We start from the raw sequence: 16694 nt of genomic DNA, 5'->3' as shown, positions 1-16694 counted from the left end.
TCTATCTTAGCTTTGTGTGTTATTGTTAGCTCCCACAACGATTGTTACGTGGTTTGAGCGCTTTCTTATTCTGTGTGCACGACCTTGTGGTGCTGGACGTAATCTTTTTAACATAGATCCGCCATCTACTCTAATCTCTTTTACTATTAATTCAGCGTCTTCTAGACTTGCGTCTTCGTTTTTAGCTTGCCAGTTTGCAATTGCAGACAATAACAATTTCTCTAAACGATTTGAAGCTTCTTTTTGGCTAAATTTTAAGATATTTAAAGCTTTCTCTACGCGTTCACCTCTTACTAAATCGGCTACTAAACGCATTTTCCTTGGTGATGTAGGACAGTTATTAAGTTTAGCAAAAGCGATTTCCTTTTTTGCTTCTTTAATAGCGTCTGCCATTTGTTTTTTACGACTTCCCATAGCTTTCTACTTTTTACCTTTATTTTTAGCACCAGCGTGACCTCTAAAAGATCTTGTTGGTGAAAATTCTCCTAACTTATGCCCTACCATGTTTTCAGTTACGTAAACTGGAACAAATTGACGTCCGTTGTGTACTGCTATTGTTTGTCCTACAAAATCTGGAGTAATCATACTTGCTCTTGACCAAGTTTTGATTACTGTTTTTTTGTTAGCTTCAACGTTAGCTGCAACTTTCTTCTCTAGTTTATAATGAACGTAAGGTCCTTTTTTTAATGATCTTGACATGACTTATTATTTCTTTCTACGTTCTACAATATATTTATTACTCGCTTTTGTTTTAGAACGGGTTCTATAACCTTTAGCAGGTATACCATTTCTAGAACGAGGGTGTCCTCCAGCAGACTTACCTTCTCCACCACCCATTGGATGATCAACCGGGTTCATTACTACTGGTCTAGTACGTGGACGTCTACCTAACCATCTTGTTCTACCAGCCTTACCTGACACTAACAGTTGATGATCTGAGTTAGACACTGCACCTATTGTAGCCATACAAGCTGCTAATACTAAACGTATTTCCCCTGAAGGTAATTTAACAGATACAAATTTACCATCTTTTGCTACTAATTGAGCAAAAGCTCCTGCACTACGAGCCATAACAGCTCCTTGTCCTGGACGTAATTCTATACAAGAAATAATTGATCCTAAAGGAACATTACTTAATGTCATTGCATTTCCTACATCAGGAGTTGCTGTATCTCCAGAAACTACTTTCTGTCCTACTTGCAATCCGTTTTGTGCAATGATATATCTTTTTTCGCCGTCTTGATAGTTCAATAAAGCGATGAACGCAGTTCTGTTTGGATCGTACTGAATTGACATAACTTCTGCTGGGATTCCAGCTTTATCACGTTTAAAATCAATAATACGATACTTACGTTTATGACCTCCACCTATATAGCGCATGGTCATTTTTCCTTGACTGTTTCTACCACCAGACCTTTTGTTCGGAGCTAATAAACTTTTCTCCGGCTTATCAGTAGTTATGGCGTCAAACCCATTTACTACTCTAAATCGCTGTCCTGGTGTGATTGGTTTTAATTTTCTTACTGACATTTGTCTCTAATTACATGTTACTGTATAAATCAATCATTTCACCTTCCGCCAGTTGTACAATTGCTTTTTTAACAGCATTTGTTTTACCATGTTGAATACCAGTTTTTGTAAACTTAGTACTTCTATCTGGACGGACATTTATAGTACGAACTTTTTCAACAGAAACTCCATAAGCAGCTTCCACCGCTTTTTTAATTTCTACCTTGTTCGCCTTTGTATTCACTTGAAATGTATAGCAGTTATTTAACTCACTATTAGCTGTCGCTTTTTCTGTGATTATCGGTTTAATTAAGATATTCATTTGTTTCTTATTTACTTAAATTCGTTTCAATTCCTTCTAAAGAACTCTCTAAAAGCACTACTTGATTTGCATTTAAAATCTTGTAAGTACTTAATTCTGTGTTAGTTATAACTTCAGAGCCTTTTAAATTGCGTGAGGACAAATATACATTATTATTTGAAGCACCCAACACAAATAAAGATTTTTTGTTTTCTAACCCTAAAGCTTTCAGCACATTTGTGAAATTTTTAGTCTTTGGAGAGTCGAAATTTAGATCCTCTAAAACTACTATTGAGTTTTCACTAGCCTTCATACTTAAGGCAGATTTACGTGCTAAACGTTTTAAGTTTTTATTTAATTTAAAACTGTAGTTTCTAGGTCTTGGTCCGAACATACGTCCACCACCTTTAAAAACTCCAGACTTAATTGATCCAGCTCTCGCTGTACCAGTTCCTTTTTGTTTTTTAATCTTACGAGTACTTCCAGTAATCTCAGCTCTTTCTTTAGCCTTGTGAGTACCTTGTCTTTGGTTTGCTAAATATTGTTTAACATCCAAATATACTGCATGATTATTAGGTTCAATAGCAAACACATCTTTAGAAAGGTCTACCTTTCTACCTGTGTCTTTTCCGTTAATATCTACAACTGCTACTTTCATTATTTTCTAATAATTACATAAGCGTTTTTATGACCAGGAACACATCCTTTAACCACAAGCAGATTCTTTTCAGCAACTACTTTTAAAACTCTTAAATTTTGAACTTTTACTGTTTCACCACCCATTCTTCCGGCCATTTTCATGCCTTTGAATATTCTACCAGGGTAAGAAGCCGCTCCAACAGATCCAGGTGCTCTACCCATACTTTGTTGACCGTGCGTTCTCTCAGACCCTGCGAATCCGTGACGTTTTACTACACCTTGAAACCCTTTACCTTTAGAAGTTCCTGCGACATCCACAAATTCTCCTTCTGTAAATTGATCTACTGTGATAGCATCTCCTAATTTGTACTCCTTATCAAAACCTTTGAATTCAACAACTTTGCGTTTTACAGAAGTACCTGCTTTTTTAGCGTGACCTAAGTCAGCTTTTGTAGCACTTTTTTCTGTCGCGTCATCGAAACCAAGTTGGATAGCTTCATAACCATCAACTTCTTCAGTTCTGACTTGGGTAACGATACATGGTCCAGCTTCGATTACTGTACATGGAATGTTTTTTCCATTTTCATCGAAAATGCTGGTCATACCGATTTTTTTTCCAATTAACCCAGACATAATTTATCTTTATTATATTATGGACAACTCGCGATTTGTCCTGCTTATTTATTAGTAGACAAGTCGCGACTTGTCTTTAAAAATTCAAGGCTGAAAAATACGTTTCAGCCTTGAATTGTATTTTTACCGTTTTTCCCTTGCACGCAGCTCAGGACATGTACATCCTGTTATCAACAGGAATCTCTTTTGGAGATCTCCCAAAAATATATTTTGGGCTGTATATTAAAGTCTATACTTAAACTTTGATCTCTACTTCTACTCCACTTGGTAACTCTAATTTCATTAGAGCATCAATCGTTTTAGAAGATGAAGAGTAAATATCTAATAATCTCTTATAAGAGCTTAATTGAAATTGTTCTCTTGCTTTCTTGTTAACGTGTGGTGAACGTAGCACAGTGAAAATTTTCTTGTGTGTTGGTAACGGGATTGGACCAGTTACAACAGCTCCAGTACTTTTTACTGTTTTTACAATCTTTTCAGCAGACTTGTCTACTAAATTGTGATCGTAAGACTTTAATTTTATTCTGATTTTTTGACTCATTTTCTTAAGATTTACGATTCTGTGCCTTTAGCAGCTTTGATTACTTCTTCTGAAATATTTGATGGAGTTTCCGCATAGTGTGAAAATTCCATTGTAGATGTTGCACGACCTGAAGATAATGTTCTTAATGTTGTTACATAACCAAACATTTCAGATAATGGTACTACAGCTTTTACTGTTTTAGCTCCAGCTCTATCTCCCATTTCGTTTACTTGACCTCTTCTTCTGTTTAAGTCACCTACGATATCACCCATATTTTCTTCTGGAGTAATAACTTCAATTTTCATGATAGGCTCCATAATAACAGCTTTTGCTGCTTTAGCTGCATTTCTAAATCCTAGTTTAGCAGCTAATTCGAATGATAATTGGTCAGAATCCACATCGTGGTAAGAACCGTCAGTTAATGTTACTTTCATAGCATCTACTTCGTATCCTGCTAATGGTCCGTTAATCATAGCCATTTTGAATCCTTTTTCAATTGAAGGGATAAATTCTTTAGGAACGTTACCACCTTTAATTTCAGAAACAAATTCTAATCCTACTTTTCCTTCTTCTGCAGGCTCAAGAGTAAATACAATATCTGCGAATTTACCACGTCCACCAGATTGTTTCTTATAAACTTCTCTGTGTTCAGCACGTTGTGTAATTGCTTCTTTGTACTCTACTTGAGGTTGTCCTTGGTTTACTTCTACTTTAAACTCACGTTTAAGACGATCTACAATAATATCTAAGTGAAGCTCACCCATTCCTGATATAATTGTTTGACCTGAATTCTCGTCAGTTCTAGCTGTAAACGTTGGATCTTCTTCAGATAACTTAGCTAATGCCATACCTAATTTATCAACATCTGCCTTAGTCTTAGGCTCCACTGCGATACCAATTACTGGATCTGGGAAGTCCATAGATTCTAAAACGATAGGATGTTTTTCATCAGACATAGTATCACCAGTCTTAATATCTTTAAATCCTACTGCTGCTCCAATATCTCCTGCTTCAATATAGTCGATAGCATTTTGTTTATTAGAGTGCATTTGATAGATACGTGAGATACGTTCTTTCTTTCCTGAACGGTTGTTAAGGATATAAGAACCTGCATCTAAACGTCCTGAGTACGCTCTAAAGAATGCTAAACGTCCTACGAAAGGATCTGTAGCAATTTTAAAAGCTAATGCAGCGAATGGCTCGCTTACGCTTGGTTTACGAGAAACCTCTGCACCTGTATTAGGGTCTGTTCCAATTACACTTTCTCTATCCATTGGAGAAGGTAAGTAACGACAAACAGCGTCTAATAAGAATTGTACTCCTTTATTTTTGAATGAAGAACCACAAACCATAGGAATGATAGCCATATCCATTACAGCAGCTCTAAGTGCAGCGTGCACTTCATCTTCTGTAATAGATTCCTCATCTTCCATGAATTTTTCTAATAAGTTCTCATCATAACTAGCTACTTCTTCGATTAATAAAGCACGGTACTTACGTACTTCGTCTTTCATATCTTCTGGAATGTCTACAACGTCGAATGTAGATCCGTAGTTCTCGTCATGCCATACAATAGCTCTGTTTTTTACTAAATCAACGATACCTTTAAAGTCTCCTTCGTCACCAATGTTTAAAACGATTGGCACCGCGTTAGACTTTAACATATCTTTTACTTGTTGACAAACACCTAAAAAGTTAGATCCTTGACGGTCCATTTTGTTAACGAAACCAATTCTTGGAACTTTATAGTTATCTGCAAGTCTCCAGTTAGTTTCAGATTGTGGCTCAACACCATCTACTGCACTAAATAAGAAAACTAAACCATCAAGCACACGTAATGAACGGTTTACCTCTACAGTAAAGTCAACGTGACCTGGTGTGTCAATAATATTAAAGTGATAATCTTTAGCATCTGCTGTTGGCTGTCCATTTTCCATTGGGAATGTCCAATCACATGTAGTTGCTGCTGAAGTAATTGTAATACCTCTTTCTGCTTCTTGCTCCATCCAGTCCATTGTTGAAGAACCTTCGTGAGTTTCACCCATTTTGTGATTAACACCCGTATAAAAAAGAATACGCTCTGTTGTTGTTGTTTTACCAGCATCAATATGAGCGGCAATCCCTATGTTTCTTGTAAGTTTTAAATCTCTTGCCATTTCTTAAAATCTAAAGTGAGAGAACGCCTTGTTAGCCTCCGCCATTTTATGTGTATCTACTCTTTTCTTAACCGCTGCTCCTTCTTCTTTAGCTGCTGCTAAAATTTCTGAAGCTAAACGTTGCGCCATAGACTTTTCATTTCTCTTACGAGCATAGCTAATAAGCCATTTCATCGCTGTTGAAACTTTTCTGTCTGGACGTATTTGCATTGGAATTTGGAATGTTGCACCTCCAACTCTACGGCTACGCACTTCTACGTGAGGCATAACGTTAGATAAAGCATCCTTCCAAGTCTCTAATGCTGTTTTTTCGTCATCTGTTTTCTTTTCTTCTACAATTGCAATAGCATCGTAAAATACTTTAAAAGCTACAGACTTCTTACCATCCCACATCATCATGTTAACGAAACGAGTCACTAACTGATCATTAAATTTTGGATCCGGTAAAAGCGGTCTTTTCTTTGCTGCTTTTTTTCTCATGTCTTCTTCTTAAAGTTTTAAAATTACTTCTTAGGGCGTTTTGCACCATACTTAGATCTACGTTGCGTTCTACCTGCAACACCTGCTGTGTCTAAGGCACCACGAACTACGTGATATCTAACTCCTGGTAAATCTTTTACCCTTCCACCTCTAACCAATACTATCGAGTGCTCTTGTAAATTGTGACCTTCTCCACCAATGTATGCATTCACCTCGTTACCGTTTGTCAAACGAACCCTTGCTACCTTACGCATTGCTGAGTTAGGTTTTTTAGGTGTCGTTGTATAAACACGAGTACACACACCACGTCTTTGTGGACACGAATCTAAAGCAGCCGATTTACTCTTCTTGGCTATTTTGGTTCTTCCTTTTCGTACTAATTGTGAAATTGTTGGCATATATATTATATATAAATTTTAATAAACCTCTACTTAGAGGGGTGCAAATGTAGAAATAAAATTTAAAACATCAAACGTTAAAGCATTAATTTTCAATAGAAATTAAAAAATAATTTTCATTCTATATTTTTCCTAAGCTTTTTCCGTTAGTTTTACAAAACATAAATTATCTTAATATAACGGTGCAAAAAACGTATTTTTTTCTTCTTTTAATACAAATTCTATTCTCTAATTGGATGGTTAGCCAAAATCTTCAACTAGAAATTCAAGGAGAAACAGATATTGAAACCAGCATTATTGATTCTATTTCGTATAAAAAATTACATATAGATTTAAATGGACTTAATAAAGAAATAGATAGTCTTCAAAATAAGCTTTTCAAAATAGGTTATATAGAAAATAAACTTGAGGAAATATCCAAAAAAAACGACTCCAGCTACCAAGCTATTTTTCAATTAAAAAATAGATATGACACCATATATATATACTTCGAAAAAGATATAATAAAAAAAAGCACGCTTCAAAATATAAGCAAGCAGGTTTTTGATGATTATTTCATTTTAGATTTTCAAAAAATAGAAACATCCTTGCAGTATATAAATTCTAAAATTATTGATTTAGGGTTTCCGTTTAACGAATTACAACTTCAAAATATATCTATCAAAAACAAAAACACCTTACAAGCAACTTTAACTACAAGCAACAAAACACAGAAAAGAGGTATTGACAAAATAATTCTGAAAGGTTATGAGAAATTCCCTGAATCTTACTTAAAACACTATTTAAGAATTAAAAAGAAAAACACGTTTAATCTTTCAGAAATAAAAAAGAAAACAGAAGCTTTAGATGGATTACGATTTGCCAACCAAACTAAAGATCCTGAAGTTTTATTCACAAAAGATTCTACCATATTATATTTATATGTAGAAAAATCGAAAAGCAATAGTTTTGATGGCTTTTTAGGTTTTGGAACAAACAAGACAACTAATAAAATTGATTTTAATGGTTACTTAAACTTAAACCTTACAAACAATTTAAATTACGGAGAATCTTTTAACCTTATATACAAAAGCGATGAAAACGAGCAAAAAACCTTTAAAGTCCACTTAAGCGCACCATATTTATTTAACTCCCCTATTGGAACTGAAGTTGGCCTAGAGATTTTTAAAAAAGACTCCACTTTTACAACCGTAAATCAAACAGCTAAAATTTTCTACCCTATAAATAATAAAACCAATATTTATGTTGGTATAAAAAGTAGCATGTCTAACAATTTATTAAGCGAAGAAAATCTAATTAACAGCATTCAGGACTATAGATCCAATATCTATAGTATTAGATTCACACATATCAAACCACAAAAAAACAAGCTATTTAATAAAAACCTCGGATTAGATATTGAAGCCGGAACTGGAAAAAGAAGCTTTTCAAGCAATTCTGAAAACCAAACCCAACTAAGTTTAGAAGCTTTTAAGATTATAAACCTAAACAACAAAAACAGCGCATTTTTAAGAATAAATGGCTCTAGCTTATTCTCTAAAACATATTTAGAAAATGAATTATATCGTTTTGGAGGAATAAACTCCATAAGGGGCTTTGAAGAAAATAGTCTCATCGCCTCTCAATATGGCGTAATAAATTCTGAATACAGATACCAACTTAACCAAACCATCTACATACATTCTATTTTAGATTTCGCTTACTTGGAAAACAATATTATTTCCCAGAAAGATAAACTATATGGCTTTGGCTTTGGTTTCGGACTACTTACAAAAGCTGGTCTACTTAAATTCAACTATGCAAATGGAAAAAACGAAAGCCAAACTTTCAAATTCTCTAACTCCAAAATACACATTAGTTTAAGCGCAATATTTTAACAAAAAAATAACTTTAAACGCATGTATTTTGAAAAAAAATCAAAACTTTAACCGTTATTTATTGGTTTTTTAACTTTTTATTGTGATTTTTGAGAAGACTAATTCAAAAAAACATTATAATGAAAACAAAGTTTAATGGAATTCTAACGCTACTATTAGCGTTTGTTGTGCAGATGACATTTGCACAAGAAAAAACAATTTCAGGAACAGTTTCTGATGAAAACGGCATGCCCTTACCAACGGCAACTGTAATCATTCAGGGAACCAGTACTGGAACATCAACTGATTTTGATGGTAATTACTCACTTAATGCCAAATCAGGGGATGTTTTAATTTTTAGCTATGTTGGATACGCCAACCAATCTGTAACTGTTGGCTCCTCTAACAAAATTGACATCTCTCTCCTACCAGACAACACTCTAGACGAGGTAGTTGTAACTGCACTAGGTATTAAAAGAGAAAAGAAAAGCTTAGGGTATGCAACTCAAGAAGTTAAAGGAGATGCAGTATCTACAGTAAAGAGCCAAAACTTCGTAAATTCTTTATCTGGTAAAGTAGCAGGTTTAGAAATTAAAAGTTCTGGTACTTTAGGTGGATCCACAAACGTTGTAGTAAGAGGTAGTAACTCTATTTCTGGTAACAACCAAGCTCTTTTCGTAATTGACGGAGTACCTGTAAGTAACCAAAACACAAACACATCTGACCAAGTAAGTGGTAGGGGTGGTTATGATTATGGTAATGCTTCTTCTGATATTAACCCAGATGATATTGAGTCTATCAATATTCTTAAGGGTGCGGCTGCAACAGCTCTATATGGGTCAAGAGGTATGCACGGTGCTGTAATTATTACAACTAAAAAAGGTAACACGAAAAAAGGAATTGGTGTAACTGTTAGCTCCAGTGCAATGTTTGGTAGAGCAGATAAAGAAACACTTCCTACTTACCAAGACAAGTATGGTGCTGGGTACGGAGCATATTACGACTCTCCGGACGGATACTTCAACTATGAAGATATTAACGGAGATTCCGTAATGGACTTAGTAACTCCTACAACAGAAGACGCATCTTACGGTGCTGCTTTCGACCCTAATTTATTAGTATACCAATGGGATGCTTTATTTCCACAGTTACCAACTTACGGGCAAGCTAGACCTTGGTTAGCAGGTAAAAATGATCCAAACTACGTTTGGGGTACTTCTGGAACTTTTGTAAACTCTGTATCTTTAGATGGTTCTGATGAAAAAAGTTCTTTCCGTTTAGGATACACTAACATGATGCAAGAAGGTAACTTACCAAATAGTGAGATTAAAAGAAACTCTATTACGTTTAACGGATCTCATGAGCTAACTGACAAATTAACCGCATCTACAACTTTCACATACACTAAAGTGAGTGGTAAAGGGAGATACGGAACAGGTTATGACTCTAACAACGTGATGCAACAATTCAGACAGTGGTGGCAAACAAACGTTGATTTAGAAGCTCAAAAGAATGCATATTTCGCAACTCGTGAAAACATCACTTGGAATACGAGTTCTTCCACAGATTTATCTCCAATATATTCTGATAACCCATACTGGACTTTCTTTGAAAACTATGAAACAGATTCAAGAAACAGATATTTTGGAAATGTAACTTTAGATTACGAAATAAACGACTGGATCAACCTAATGGGTAGATTTACTTATGATACATTTACTGAATTACAAGAAGAGCGTACAAACGTAGGTTCTGCAAACGTATCTAGCTACTCAAGATTCAACAACCAAGTTGCTGAGTACAACTATGATTTATTCATAAACTTCAACAGAGACTTAACGGATAAATTAAACTTAGACGGTAATATTGGTTTCAACTTAAGAAGACAATCTTGGAACTCAATAAGAGCTAGAACTAATGGTGGTTTAGGTATTCCTAAACTATATGCTCTTTCAAACTCTAAAAACCCTATCAACCCACCAAACGAGTATGAGGCTATAAAAATGGTAGATGGTGCTTTCGCTAGAGCTAGTTTAGGTTATGATGGTTATGCTTTCTTAGAAGGAACATACAGAAGAGACCGTTCTTCTACCCTACCTAAAGACAATAACACTTATGGGTACTATTCACTTTCAGGAAGCTTTGTATTCTCTGAATTTATTGACCAAGATTGGATTTCTTTCGGAAAAGTAAGAGCTAACTACGCAGAGGTAGGTGATGATACAGGACCATACAGAGTATATAATACTTATGGAATTGCTCCACCTTTTGATGGATCTGGAGTAGCTTCAAACTCTTCTTCTTTAAACAACCTAAACTTAAAACCACAAAGACAAAAGTCTTATGAGTTTGGTTTAGACATGTCATTCTTAAACAAAAGAGCAGGTTTTGATGTAGCATACTACAATACTAGAACAGAAGATCAAATTGTAAACGTGCCTTACTCTAGTTCAACAGGCTATACTTCAAGATGGTTAAACGCTGGTACTATAGAAAACAAAGGTATAGAGTTACAAGTGTTTGGTACTCCTGTAAAAACGGAAGATTTAAGCTGGAATATTTCCGTAAACTGGGCTAAGAACGAAAGTGAAGTTGTAGAACTAGCTGAAGGAATTGAAAACCTACAGTTAGCTAGTTTACAAGGTGGTATTTCTATTAATGCAACACCAGGTGAAGCCTATGGAACCATTAGAGGTAACGATTTTGTTTACCATGATAACGGACAAAAAATCGTAAATTCTAACGGTTACTATGCAACTACAAGCAATTCAAATGCTGTAATTGGAAACATAACTCCGGATTGGAAAGCAGGTATTTCTAACGCAGTTTCATACAAAAACTTAAGTCTAAACTTCTTAATCGACATCCAAAAAGGTGGAGATGTATTCTCTCTTGATACTTGGTATGGTTATGCAACTGGTTTATATGACTTTACTGCAGGAACTAACGATTTAGGAAACCCTGTAAGAAACCCTGTAACAGGTGGTGCTGATAGTGGTGGTGTTATTTTAGAAGGTGTACAAGCTGATGGTACTCCTAACACTGTTAGAGCTAGTGCTACTAGTTATGCTAACCCATGGGGTTATGTTAGAACACCAAATGCTGCTCACGTTTATGATGCATCATATGTAAAACTTAGAGAGATGAGTTTAGCATACAAACTAGGAGATAAAGTATTAGCGAAATTACCTTTCACGAATGCTTCTGTTTCATTAATTGGTAGAAACTTATGGATCATTCATAAGAACGTACCATTTGCAGATCCTGAAGCTGGATTAAGTTCTGGTAATATTCAAGGATACCAATCGGGCTCTTACCCTTCTATTAGAGAAATTGGAGCTAGTTTAAAACTACAATTCTAAAAAAAATATTATGAAAAAAATCTTTCTTTCAATTTTAACTCTCACTCTTATATTTTCATGTATGAGTGATGAGAAATACGATCGCTTTAATGAAGATCCTAAAAATCCGACACAGGTTTCAGAAGATGTATTATTTACAGCTGCAACCAAAAGTCTGGTAGATCAAATGTCAAGCATTAACGTAAACATGAACGTTTTTAGAATGTTTGCACAATATTGTACGCAAGTAACGTATATAGACGAGTCTAACTACGATTTAAACGGTAGAGGAATTACAGATAATCACTGGTCTGAAATGTACAGAGATGTACTATTAGACTTACAAGATTCTAAAACTAAAGTAAATGAAAATGCAAATTTAACTGCTGCTGAAAAAGCAGGTAGAATTGCACAAATCGAAGTACTTTCTGTTTATGCTTGGCAACAATTAGTAGATACTTTTGGAGACATTCCTTATACAGAAGCATTAAATATCATTGATTACCCGCTTCCAGCTTATGATGACGCTGCAACAGTTATCTATCCAGATTTAATCAACAGATTAGATGCTGTTATCCCAAGTTTTGATACAGGGGAAGGATTTAATGCAGTTGCTGACAGAATTTATGACGGAGATATGGGGGCTTGGAAAAAGTTTGCTAACTCTCTTAAGTTACGTGTAGGAATGCGTTTATCTGATGTTAATCCAGGTTTAGCACAAAGTACCGTAGAGTCTGCAGCTCCTGGAGTTTTTACATCCAATGATGACAATGCTTTATTATACTACCAAAGTGCTACTCCTAACACGAATCCAGTATGGGTAGATTTAGTAGAGTCTGGTCGTAAAGATTATGTGGCTACGGAAACTATTATAGACATCATGAATGACTTAGATGATCCAAGAAGAGAATTCTATTTCAGACAAAATGTTGGACCTGACACCTACCAAGGTGGTGTATACGGGGATTCTAACAGCTATACTGCAAACACGCAATTAGGGGATATATTACACGAAGCAACTACTCCTGGTGTATTAATGGACTTTGCAGAAGTATCCTTTTTACTAGCTACTGCAGCTACTCCAGAGTACAACTTTAGTGTTGGTGGAACTACAGATTTCTTTTACTCAAGAGGTATTGAAGCTTCTATTGAGTATTGGGGTGGTTTACCTGCAGATGCTTTAGCTTACTTAGCTGATCCAGATGTGGCTTATGCTACAGCTCCAGGTACATGGAGAGAGAAAATTGGTAAACAATTTTGGTTAGCTATGTACAATAGAGGTTTTGAAGGTTGGACAGTTTGGAGAAAATATGACGCTCCAGTTATGAATATTGCTGCAGAATCAGGATTACCTGTTCCTCACAGATATACATATCCAATTGACGAGCAAAATCTTAACGTAGCAAACTACGATGCAGCATCTGCTAGTATTGGTGGTGATGCTCAAGGAACAAAGTTGTTTTGGGATGTAAATTAAAACCAAATAAATTACTTTAAATCAAGTAACTTTTATAAGCAAAAGCCAGAGATATTTTTTCTCTGGCTTTTTTTTCTTACACACTCAAGCAAAAAAATAAAAAAACAGATATAGAACAATAAAACATCTGTTTATTAAAAAAATCTTAAAAACAAATAGTTAAGCACAACCAATACCACACTAAGGTAGTTACAATAAAAGACAATAATTATTAGAAACCTTTTTAAAATCAAATGCTCCGAGTTAAAACTCTCTTTTTAGATGCAAATAGGAATTTTATCATAAAAAAGTTGTTTTATTAACTTTTTATTGTGATTTTTGGGCAGACTAATTCAAATAAAATATAAAATGAAAACAAAGTTTAGTGGGATTTTAACGCTATTACTAGCGTTTGTTGTGCAAATATCGTTTGCGCAAGAAAAAACAATTTCAGGGACAGTTTCCGATGAAATGGGGTTGCCATTACCAACGGCAACTGTAATTATCAAAGGGACTACAAGTGGAGTATCAACAGATTTTGATGGTAACTATACTATTAAAGCTAAAACAGGTGATGTTTTAAACTTTAGCTATGTAGGTTATGCAACTGTATCTAGAACAGTTGGTACATCAAATACTATTAATGTATCACTTCAACCTGACAACGCATTAGAAGAGGTAGTAATTACTGCTCTTGGTGCAAGACAAAAAGACGAGTTAACTTCAGCAGTATCTAACGTATCTGCAGAAGACTTAGAAAAGATTGCTCCTTCTGTAAGTATAGACAATATGCTACAAGGTCAAGCAGCCGGAGTACAAGTAACAGCTCAAAATGGTAAGCCAGGTCAAACGGCTTTTATTAGAATTCGTGGTATCGGATCAATTAATGCAGGTAACGAACCTCTATATATTGTTGATGGTGCTCAAATGGATGAAAGTTTCGTGAATGGTATTAACCCTTCAGACATTGAAAACATTTCTGTTTTAAAAGATGCTGCTTCTACATCAATCTATGGTGCACGTGGTGGTAACGGTGTTGTATTAGTAACAACTAAAAGAGGAAAAGTAAACAAAGGAGCTCAATTTCAATTAAGTAGCCGTGTAAGTAGTACAAGAAAAATCAAAGATAACTTTGAAATGATGGACGCTGCTCAAAAACTACAATATGAAAGAGAATTAGGTTTAGGTACTGGTGCAGGTCTTGCTACTCAAGCAGATTATAACAGATTAGTTGATCGTAACACAGATTGGCAAGATGAATTATTAAAAGATGGTTTTATCCAATCTATTAACTTTTCTGCTGTTGGTGGAGAAGAAAAAATCAACTACTTTTTCTCTGTAGGTAATGATGAAGATAGCGGTATCATTCAAGATATTGATGCTTACAACAGAACTACAGCTAGATTAAACGTAGATTATCAAGCTAAAGACTGGGTTAAGATTGGAACAAGCTTAGGTTTTTCTAGTATGAAAACTGGAGACCCTAGAGATAGAAACAACGCTCAAAACCCAATTAGAGCGATGTATGACTACAACCCATACGAAACGAAATGGGTAGTTGATGGAGACAACAACTTAGTATTAGATGCTAACGGTAATAAAATATTAAACGAAAACTTACTTGCAGGTTACCCTGTAACAGCTGAGTTAACAGGTAACACTACTGATAGATTTTATACTAGAATTTTCGGAAACGGATTTTTAGATTTCACACTTACTGATAAATTAAGTTTCAAAACGCAAGTATCTGGAGTTTATGAACGTTACCGTAGAGAAAACTTTTTACACCCAGGGTCTGTATTAGATTTAATTGTAAACAGTCAAATTCCTACAGGATCTAAAATAGAAAATGGATCTTTCGATTTAACTTATAGCTGGTTAAACAAAGTTACTTATAACACAGACATTAATGACATTCACAGATTACAATTTAATGTATTCTCTGAATATGTAAACAATGATTTTAGATCATATTCTGCAACAGGTAAAGGATTTCCTTTAGGAGGACCTAGCACACTTAATGTTGCTGCTACTCCAGATGCAGTTGGAGGAAGTAGATCTCAATACACATTATTCTCTCTTGCTGCAAACGTTGATTATAACTACGATGGACGTTATATCTTAAACGCAACTGTAAGAAGAGATGGTTCTTCAAGATTCGGAGAAAACACTAAATATGGTAACTTCTATAGTGGATCTTTAGCATGGAACGTAGACAATGAAGATTTCTTCAATGTAGATGCAATCAACACTTTAAGATTAAGAGCTTCTGCTGGTACATCTGGTAACGACCAAATTGGTAACTACAGTGCTCAAACACTTTATGGATTTAACGCATATAACGGAAACAACGCATTAGTACCTGCTCAATACGGTAGTGCTGATTTAGGATGGGAGCAAAACTTTAGCTACGGTGTTGGAGTTGAGTTTGGTTTATTTGAAAACAGAGTAAGAGGTCTTGTAGATTACTACAACAGAACTACTTCTGACTTATTATTAAGCCAACGTTATTCTTATACTTTAGGAGGTTTCTCTATCTTAGGTAACTTAGGAGAAATGGTAAACAAAGGTTTAGAATTTGAACTTTCTGTAGATATCTTAAGAGATACTGAATTAAAGTGGTCTGTTAACGGTAACGTAAACTTATATGACAACGAAGTAACTAAATTAGTAAATGATGAAGATTTATTTACTGCTAGTAACTTCTATACAATTTTAAGAGTTGGTGAAGAAGTAGATTCTTACTATATCACAGAGTACGCTGGTGTTAACCCTGCAAATGGTGAAGCATTATACTATGATACTGAAGGAAACATTACTAACAACCCTAATGGTAACGAAAAATTATTATCAGGAAAATCTCCTTATGCTAAGTTAGATGGTAGCTTTGCTACAAACCTTGCATACAAAGGATTTGATTTATCTGCAAACTTTTACTTCAAAACAGGAAACTATATCTATAACCTAATGGAGCAAAACATGCTTAACGATGGTACAGATATTAACTCTAACCAAAGAGTTGAAGCATTTAATTACTGGACTCCAGGTACTACTAATTCAGATGTATTACCAAGACCAACTTCTGCTTCTTATTCTCCTGATTTTGATACCAACACTGCCTCTACAAGGTTCTTACAAAAGGGTGACTACATTCGTTTAAGAAGCTTACAATTAGGGTATAACTTACCTTCTAAGTTTACAGACAAATTATCTCTTGATGCTTTAAGAGTATATGCTGCTGGTAACAACTTATGGACGTATGCTCCACATTATAAAGGCGATCCTGAAGTAGGTATTGGTTCTGGTGAAACTCAAGAAGGTAGCGTTACTCCAGGTGAGTTCTCATTATACAGTTACCCAACTACAAGAACTTTATCTTTTGGAATTGACGTTAAATTTTAA

14 protein-coding genes are annotated in these 16694 nt (G+C 35.0%); 4 read left to right on the top strand and 10 right to left on the bottom strand.

What is annotated here, in order from left to right; genetic code table 11:
• Window positions 1-6: 6 nt before the first annotated feature.
• The 10 genes from rplV to rpsL form a co-directional block, all read right to left on the bottom strand.
• On the bottom strand, window positions 7-414 hold the full coding sequence (gene rplV / locus DU428_RS05575) for a 50S ribosomal protein L22 (RefSeq protein WP_072349808.1): 408 nt from the start codon (window positions 412-414) through the stop codon (window positions 7-9).
• Between the two features lie 6 nt (window positions 415-420).
• A complete protein-coding gene (gene rpsS, locus DU428_RS05570) occupies window positions 421-699 on the bottom strand; it encodes a 30S ribosomal protein S19 (protein WP_072349809.1) in 279 nt (92 codons plus the stop codon).
• A 6-nt stretch (window positions 700-705) separates the two neighbouring features.
• Window positions 706-1530, bottom strand: coding sequence for a 50S ribosomal protein L2 (rplB, locus tag DU428_RS05565; RefSeq protein WP_072349810.1), 825 nt, complete (start codon window positions 1528-1530; stop codon window positions 706-708).
• Window positions 1531-1540: 10 nt separating this feature from the next.
• Window positions 1541-1831, bottom strand: a complete 291-nt coding sequence (gene rplW, locus DU428_RS05560) for a 50S ribosomal protein L23 (protein WP_072349811.1) — start codon at window positions 1829-1831, stop codon at window positions 1541-1543.
• 7 nt (window positions 1832-1838) lie between these two features.
• Window positions 1839-2468, bottom strand: coding sequence for a 50S ribosomal protein L4 (gene rplD, locus DU428_RS05555; protein WP_072349812.1), 630 nt, complete (start codon window positions 2466-2468; stop codon window positions 1839-1841).
• Window positions 2468-3082 carry a 50S ribosomal protein L3 gene (gene rplC, locus DU428_RS05550; protein ID WP_072349813.1) on the bottom strand — a complete coding sequence of 205 codons (615 nt, stop codon included), beginning with the start codon at window positions 3080-3082 and terminating at the stop codon, window positions 2468-2470. Before rplC ends, rplD begins: the two co-directional genes overlap by 1 nt.
• 235 nt (window positions 3083-3317) lie before the next feature.
• Entirely contained in the window at window positions 3318-3623 is a 306-nt protein-coding gene (gene rpsJ / locus DU428_RS05545; protein ID WP_006988551.1) for a 30S ribosomal protein S10, read from the bottom strand.
• Between the two features lie 11 nt (window positions 3624-3634).
• Window positions 3635-5761 (bottom strand): elongation factor G, encoded by a 2127-nt coding sequence (fusA, locus tag DU428_RS05540; protein WP_072349814.1) that lies wholly within the window; start codon window positions 5759-5761, stop codon window positions 3635-3637.
• A gap of 3 nt (window positions 5762-5764) precedes the next feature.
• On the bottom strand, window positions 5765-6241 hold the full coding sequence (gene rpsG / locus DU428_RS05535; RefSeq protein WP_072349815.1) for a 30S ribosomal protein S7: 477 nt from the start codon (window positions 6239-6241) through the stop codon (window positions 5765-5767).
• A gap of 23 nt (window positions 6242-6264) precedes the next feature.
• A complete protein-coding gene (gene rpsL, locus DU428_RS05530) occupies window positions 6265-6639 on the bottom strand; it encodes a 30S ribosomal protein S12 (RefSeq protein ID WP_072349816.1) in 375 nt (124 codons plus the stop codon).
• A gap of 236 nt (window positions 6640-6875) precedes the next feature.
• Here rpsL and DU428_RS05525 point away from each other — a divergent pair, with 236 nt between their 5' ends.
• The 4 genes from DU428_RS05525 to DU428_RS05510 all read left to right on the top strand — a co-directional run bounded on the left by DU428_RS05525 (window position 6876) and on the right by DU428_RS05510 (window position 16694).
• The gene (locus tag DU428_RS05525) at window positions 6876-8516 is read left to right on the top strand and encodes a BamA/TamA family outer membrane protein (protein WP_113966284.1); all 1641 of its coding nucleotides are present in this window, start codon (window positions 6876-6878) and stop codon (window positions 8514-8516) included.
• A 119-nt stretch (window positions 8517-8635) separates the two neighbouring features.
• Entirely contained in the window at window positions 8636-11857 is a 3222-nt protein-coding gene (locus tag DU428_RS05520) for a SusC/RagA family TonB-linked outer membrane protein (RefSeq protein WP_113966283.1), read from the top strand.
• A gap of 10 nt (window positions 11858-11867) precedes the next feature.
• Window positions 11868-13313 (top strand): SusD/RagB family nutrient-binding outer membrane lipoprotein, encoded by a 1446-nt coding sequence (locus tag DU428_RS05515; RefSeq protein WP_072349819.1) that lies wholly within the window; start codon window positions 11868-11870, stop codon window positions 13311-13313.
• 348 nt (window positions 13314-13661) lie between these two features.
• Entirely contained in the window at window positions 13662-16694 is a 3033-nt protein-coding gene (locus DU428_RS05510) for a SusC/RagA family TonB-linked outer membrane protein (protein WP_072349820.1), read from the top strand.

Source organism: Oceanihabitans sediminis (genome assembly GCF_003337215.1).
Taxonomy (GTDB): Bacteria; Bacteroidota; Bacteroidia; order Flavobacteriales; family Flavobacteriaceae; genus Oceanihabitans; species Oceanihabitans sediminis.
The sequence above is the reverse complement of the archived record's forward strand: the minus strand, read 5'-3'. Positions and strand labels throughout refer to the sequence as shown.

What these genes read in the sequence shown, in the direction of transcription:
- fusA (WP_072349814.1), bottom strand. Translation starts at nt 5,761, where the DNA reads ATGGCAAGAGATTTAAAACTTACAAGAAACATAGGGATTGCCGCTCAT.
- DU428_RS05510 (WP_072349820.1), top strand. Translation starts at nt 13,662, where the DNA reads ATGAAAACAAAGTTTAGTGGGATTTTAACGCTATTACTAGCGTTTGTT.
- rplW (WP_072349811.1), bottom strand. Translation starts at nt 1,831, where the DNA reads ATGAATATCTTAATTAAACCGATAATCACAGAAAAAGCGACAGCTAAT.
- DU428_RS05525 (WP_113966284.1), top strand. Translation starts at nt 6,876, where the DNA reads ATGGTTAGCCAAAATCTTCAACTAGAAATTCAAGGAGAAACAGATATT.
- rpsG (WP_072349815.1), bottom strand. Translation starts at nt 6,241, where the DNA reads ATGAGAAAAAAAGCAGCAAAGAAAAGACCGCTTTTACCGGATCCAAAA.
- rpsJ (WP_006988551.1), bottom strand. Translation starts at nt 3,623, where the DNA reads ATGAGTCAAAAAATCAGAATAAAATTAAAGTCTTACGATCACAATTTA.
- DU428_RS05515 (WP_072349819.1), top strand. Translation starts at nt 11,868, where the DNA reads ATGAAAAAAATCTTTCTTTCAATTTTAACTCTCACTCTTATATTTTCA.
- rplB (WP_072349810.1), bottom strand. Translation starts at nt 1,530, where the DNA reads ATGTCAGTAAGAAAATTAAAACCAATCACACCAGGACAGCGATTTAGA.
- DU428_RS05520 (WP_113966283.1), top strand. Translation starts at nt 8,636, where the DNA reads ATGAAAACAAAGTTTAATGGAATTCTAACGCTACTATTAGCGTTTGTT.
- rplC (WP_072349813.1), bottom strand. Translation starts at nt 3,082, where the DNA reads ATGTCTGGGTTAATTGGAAAAAAAATCGGTATGACCAGCATTTTCGAT.
- rplD (WP_072349812.1), bottom strand. Translation starts at nt 2,468, where the DNA reads ATGAAAGTAGCAGTTGTAGATATTAACGGAAAAGACACAGGTAGAAAG.
- rpsS (WP_072349809.1), bottom strand. Translation starts at nt 699, where the DNA reads ATGTCAAGATCATTAAAAAAAGGACCTTACGTTCATTATAAACTAGAG.
- rpsL (WP_072349816.1), bottom strand. Translation starts at nt 6,639, where the DNA reads ATGCCAACAATTTCACAATTAGTACGAAAAGGAAGAACCAAAATAGCC.
- rplV (WP_072349808.1), bottom strand. Translation starts at nt 414, where the DNA reads ATGGGAAGTCGTAAAAAACAAATGGCAGACGCTATTAAAGAAGCAAAA.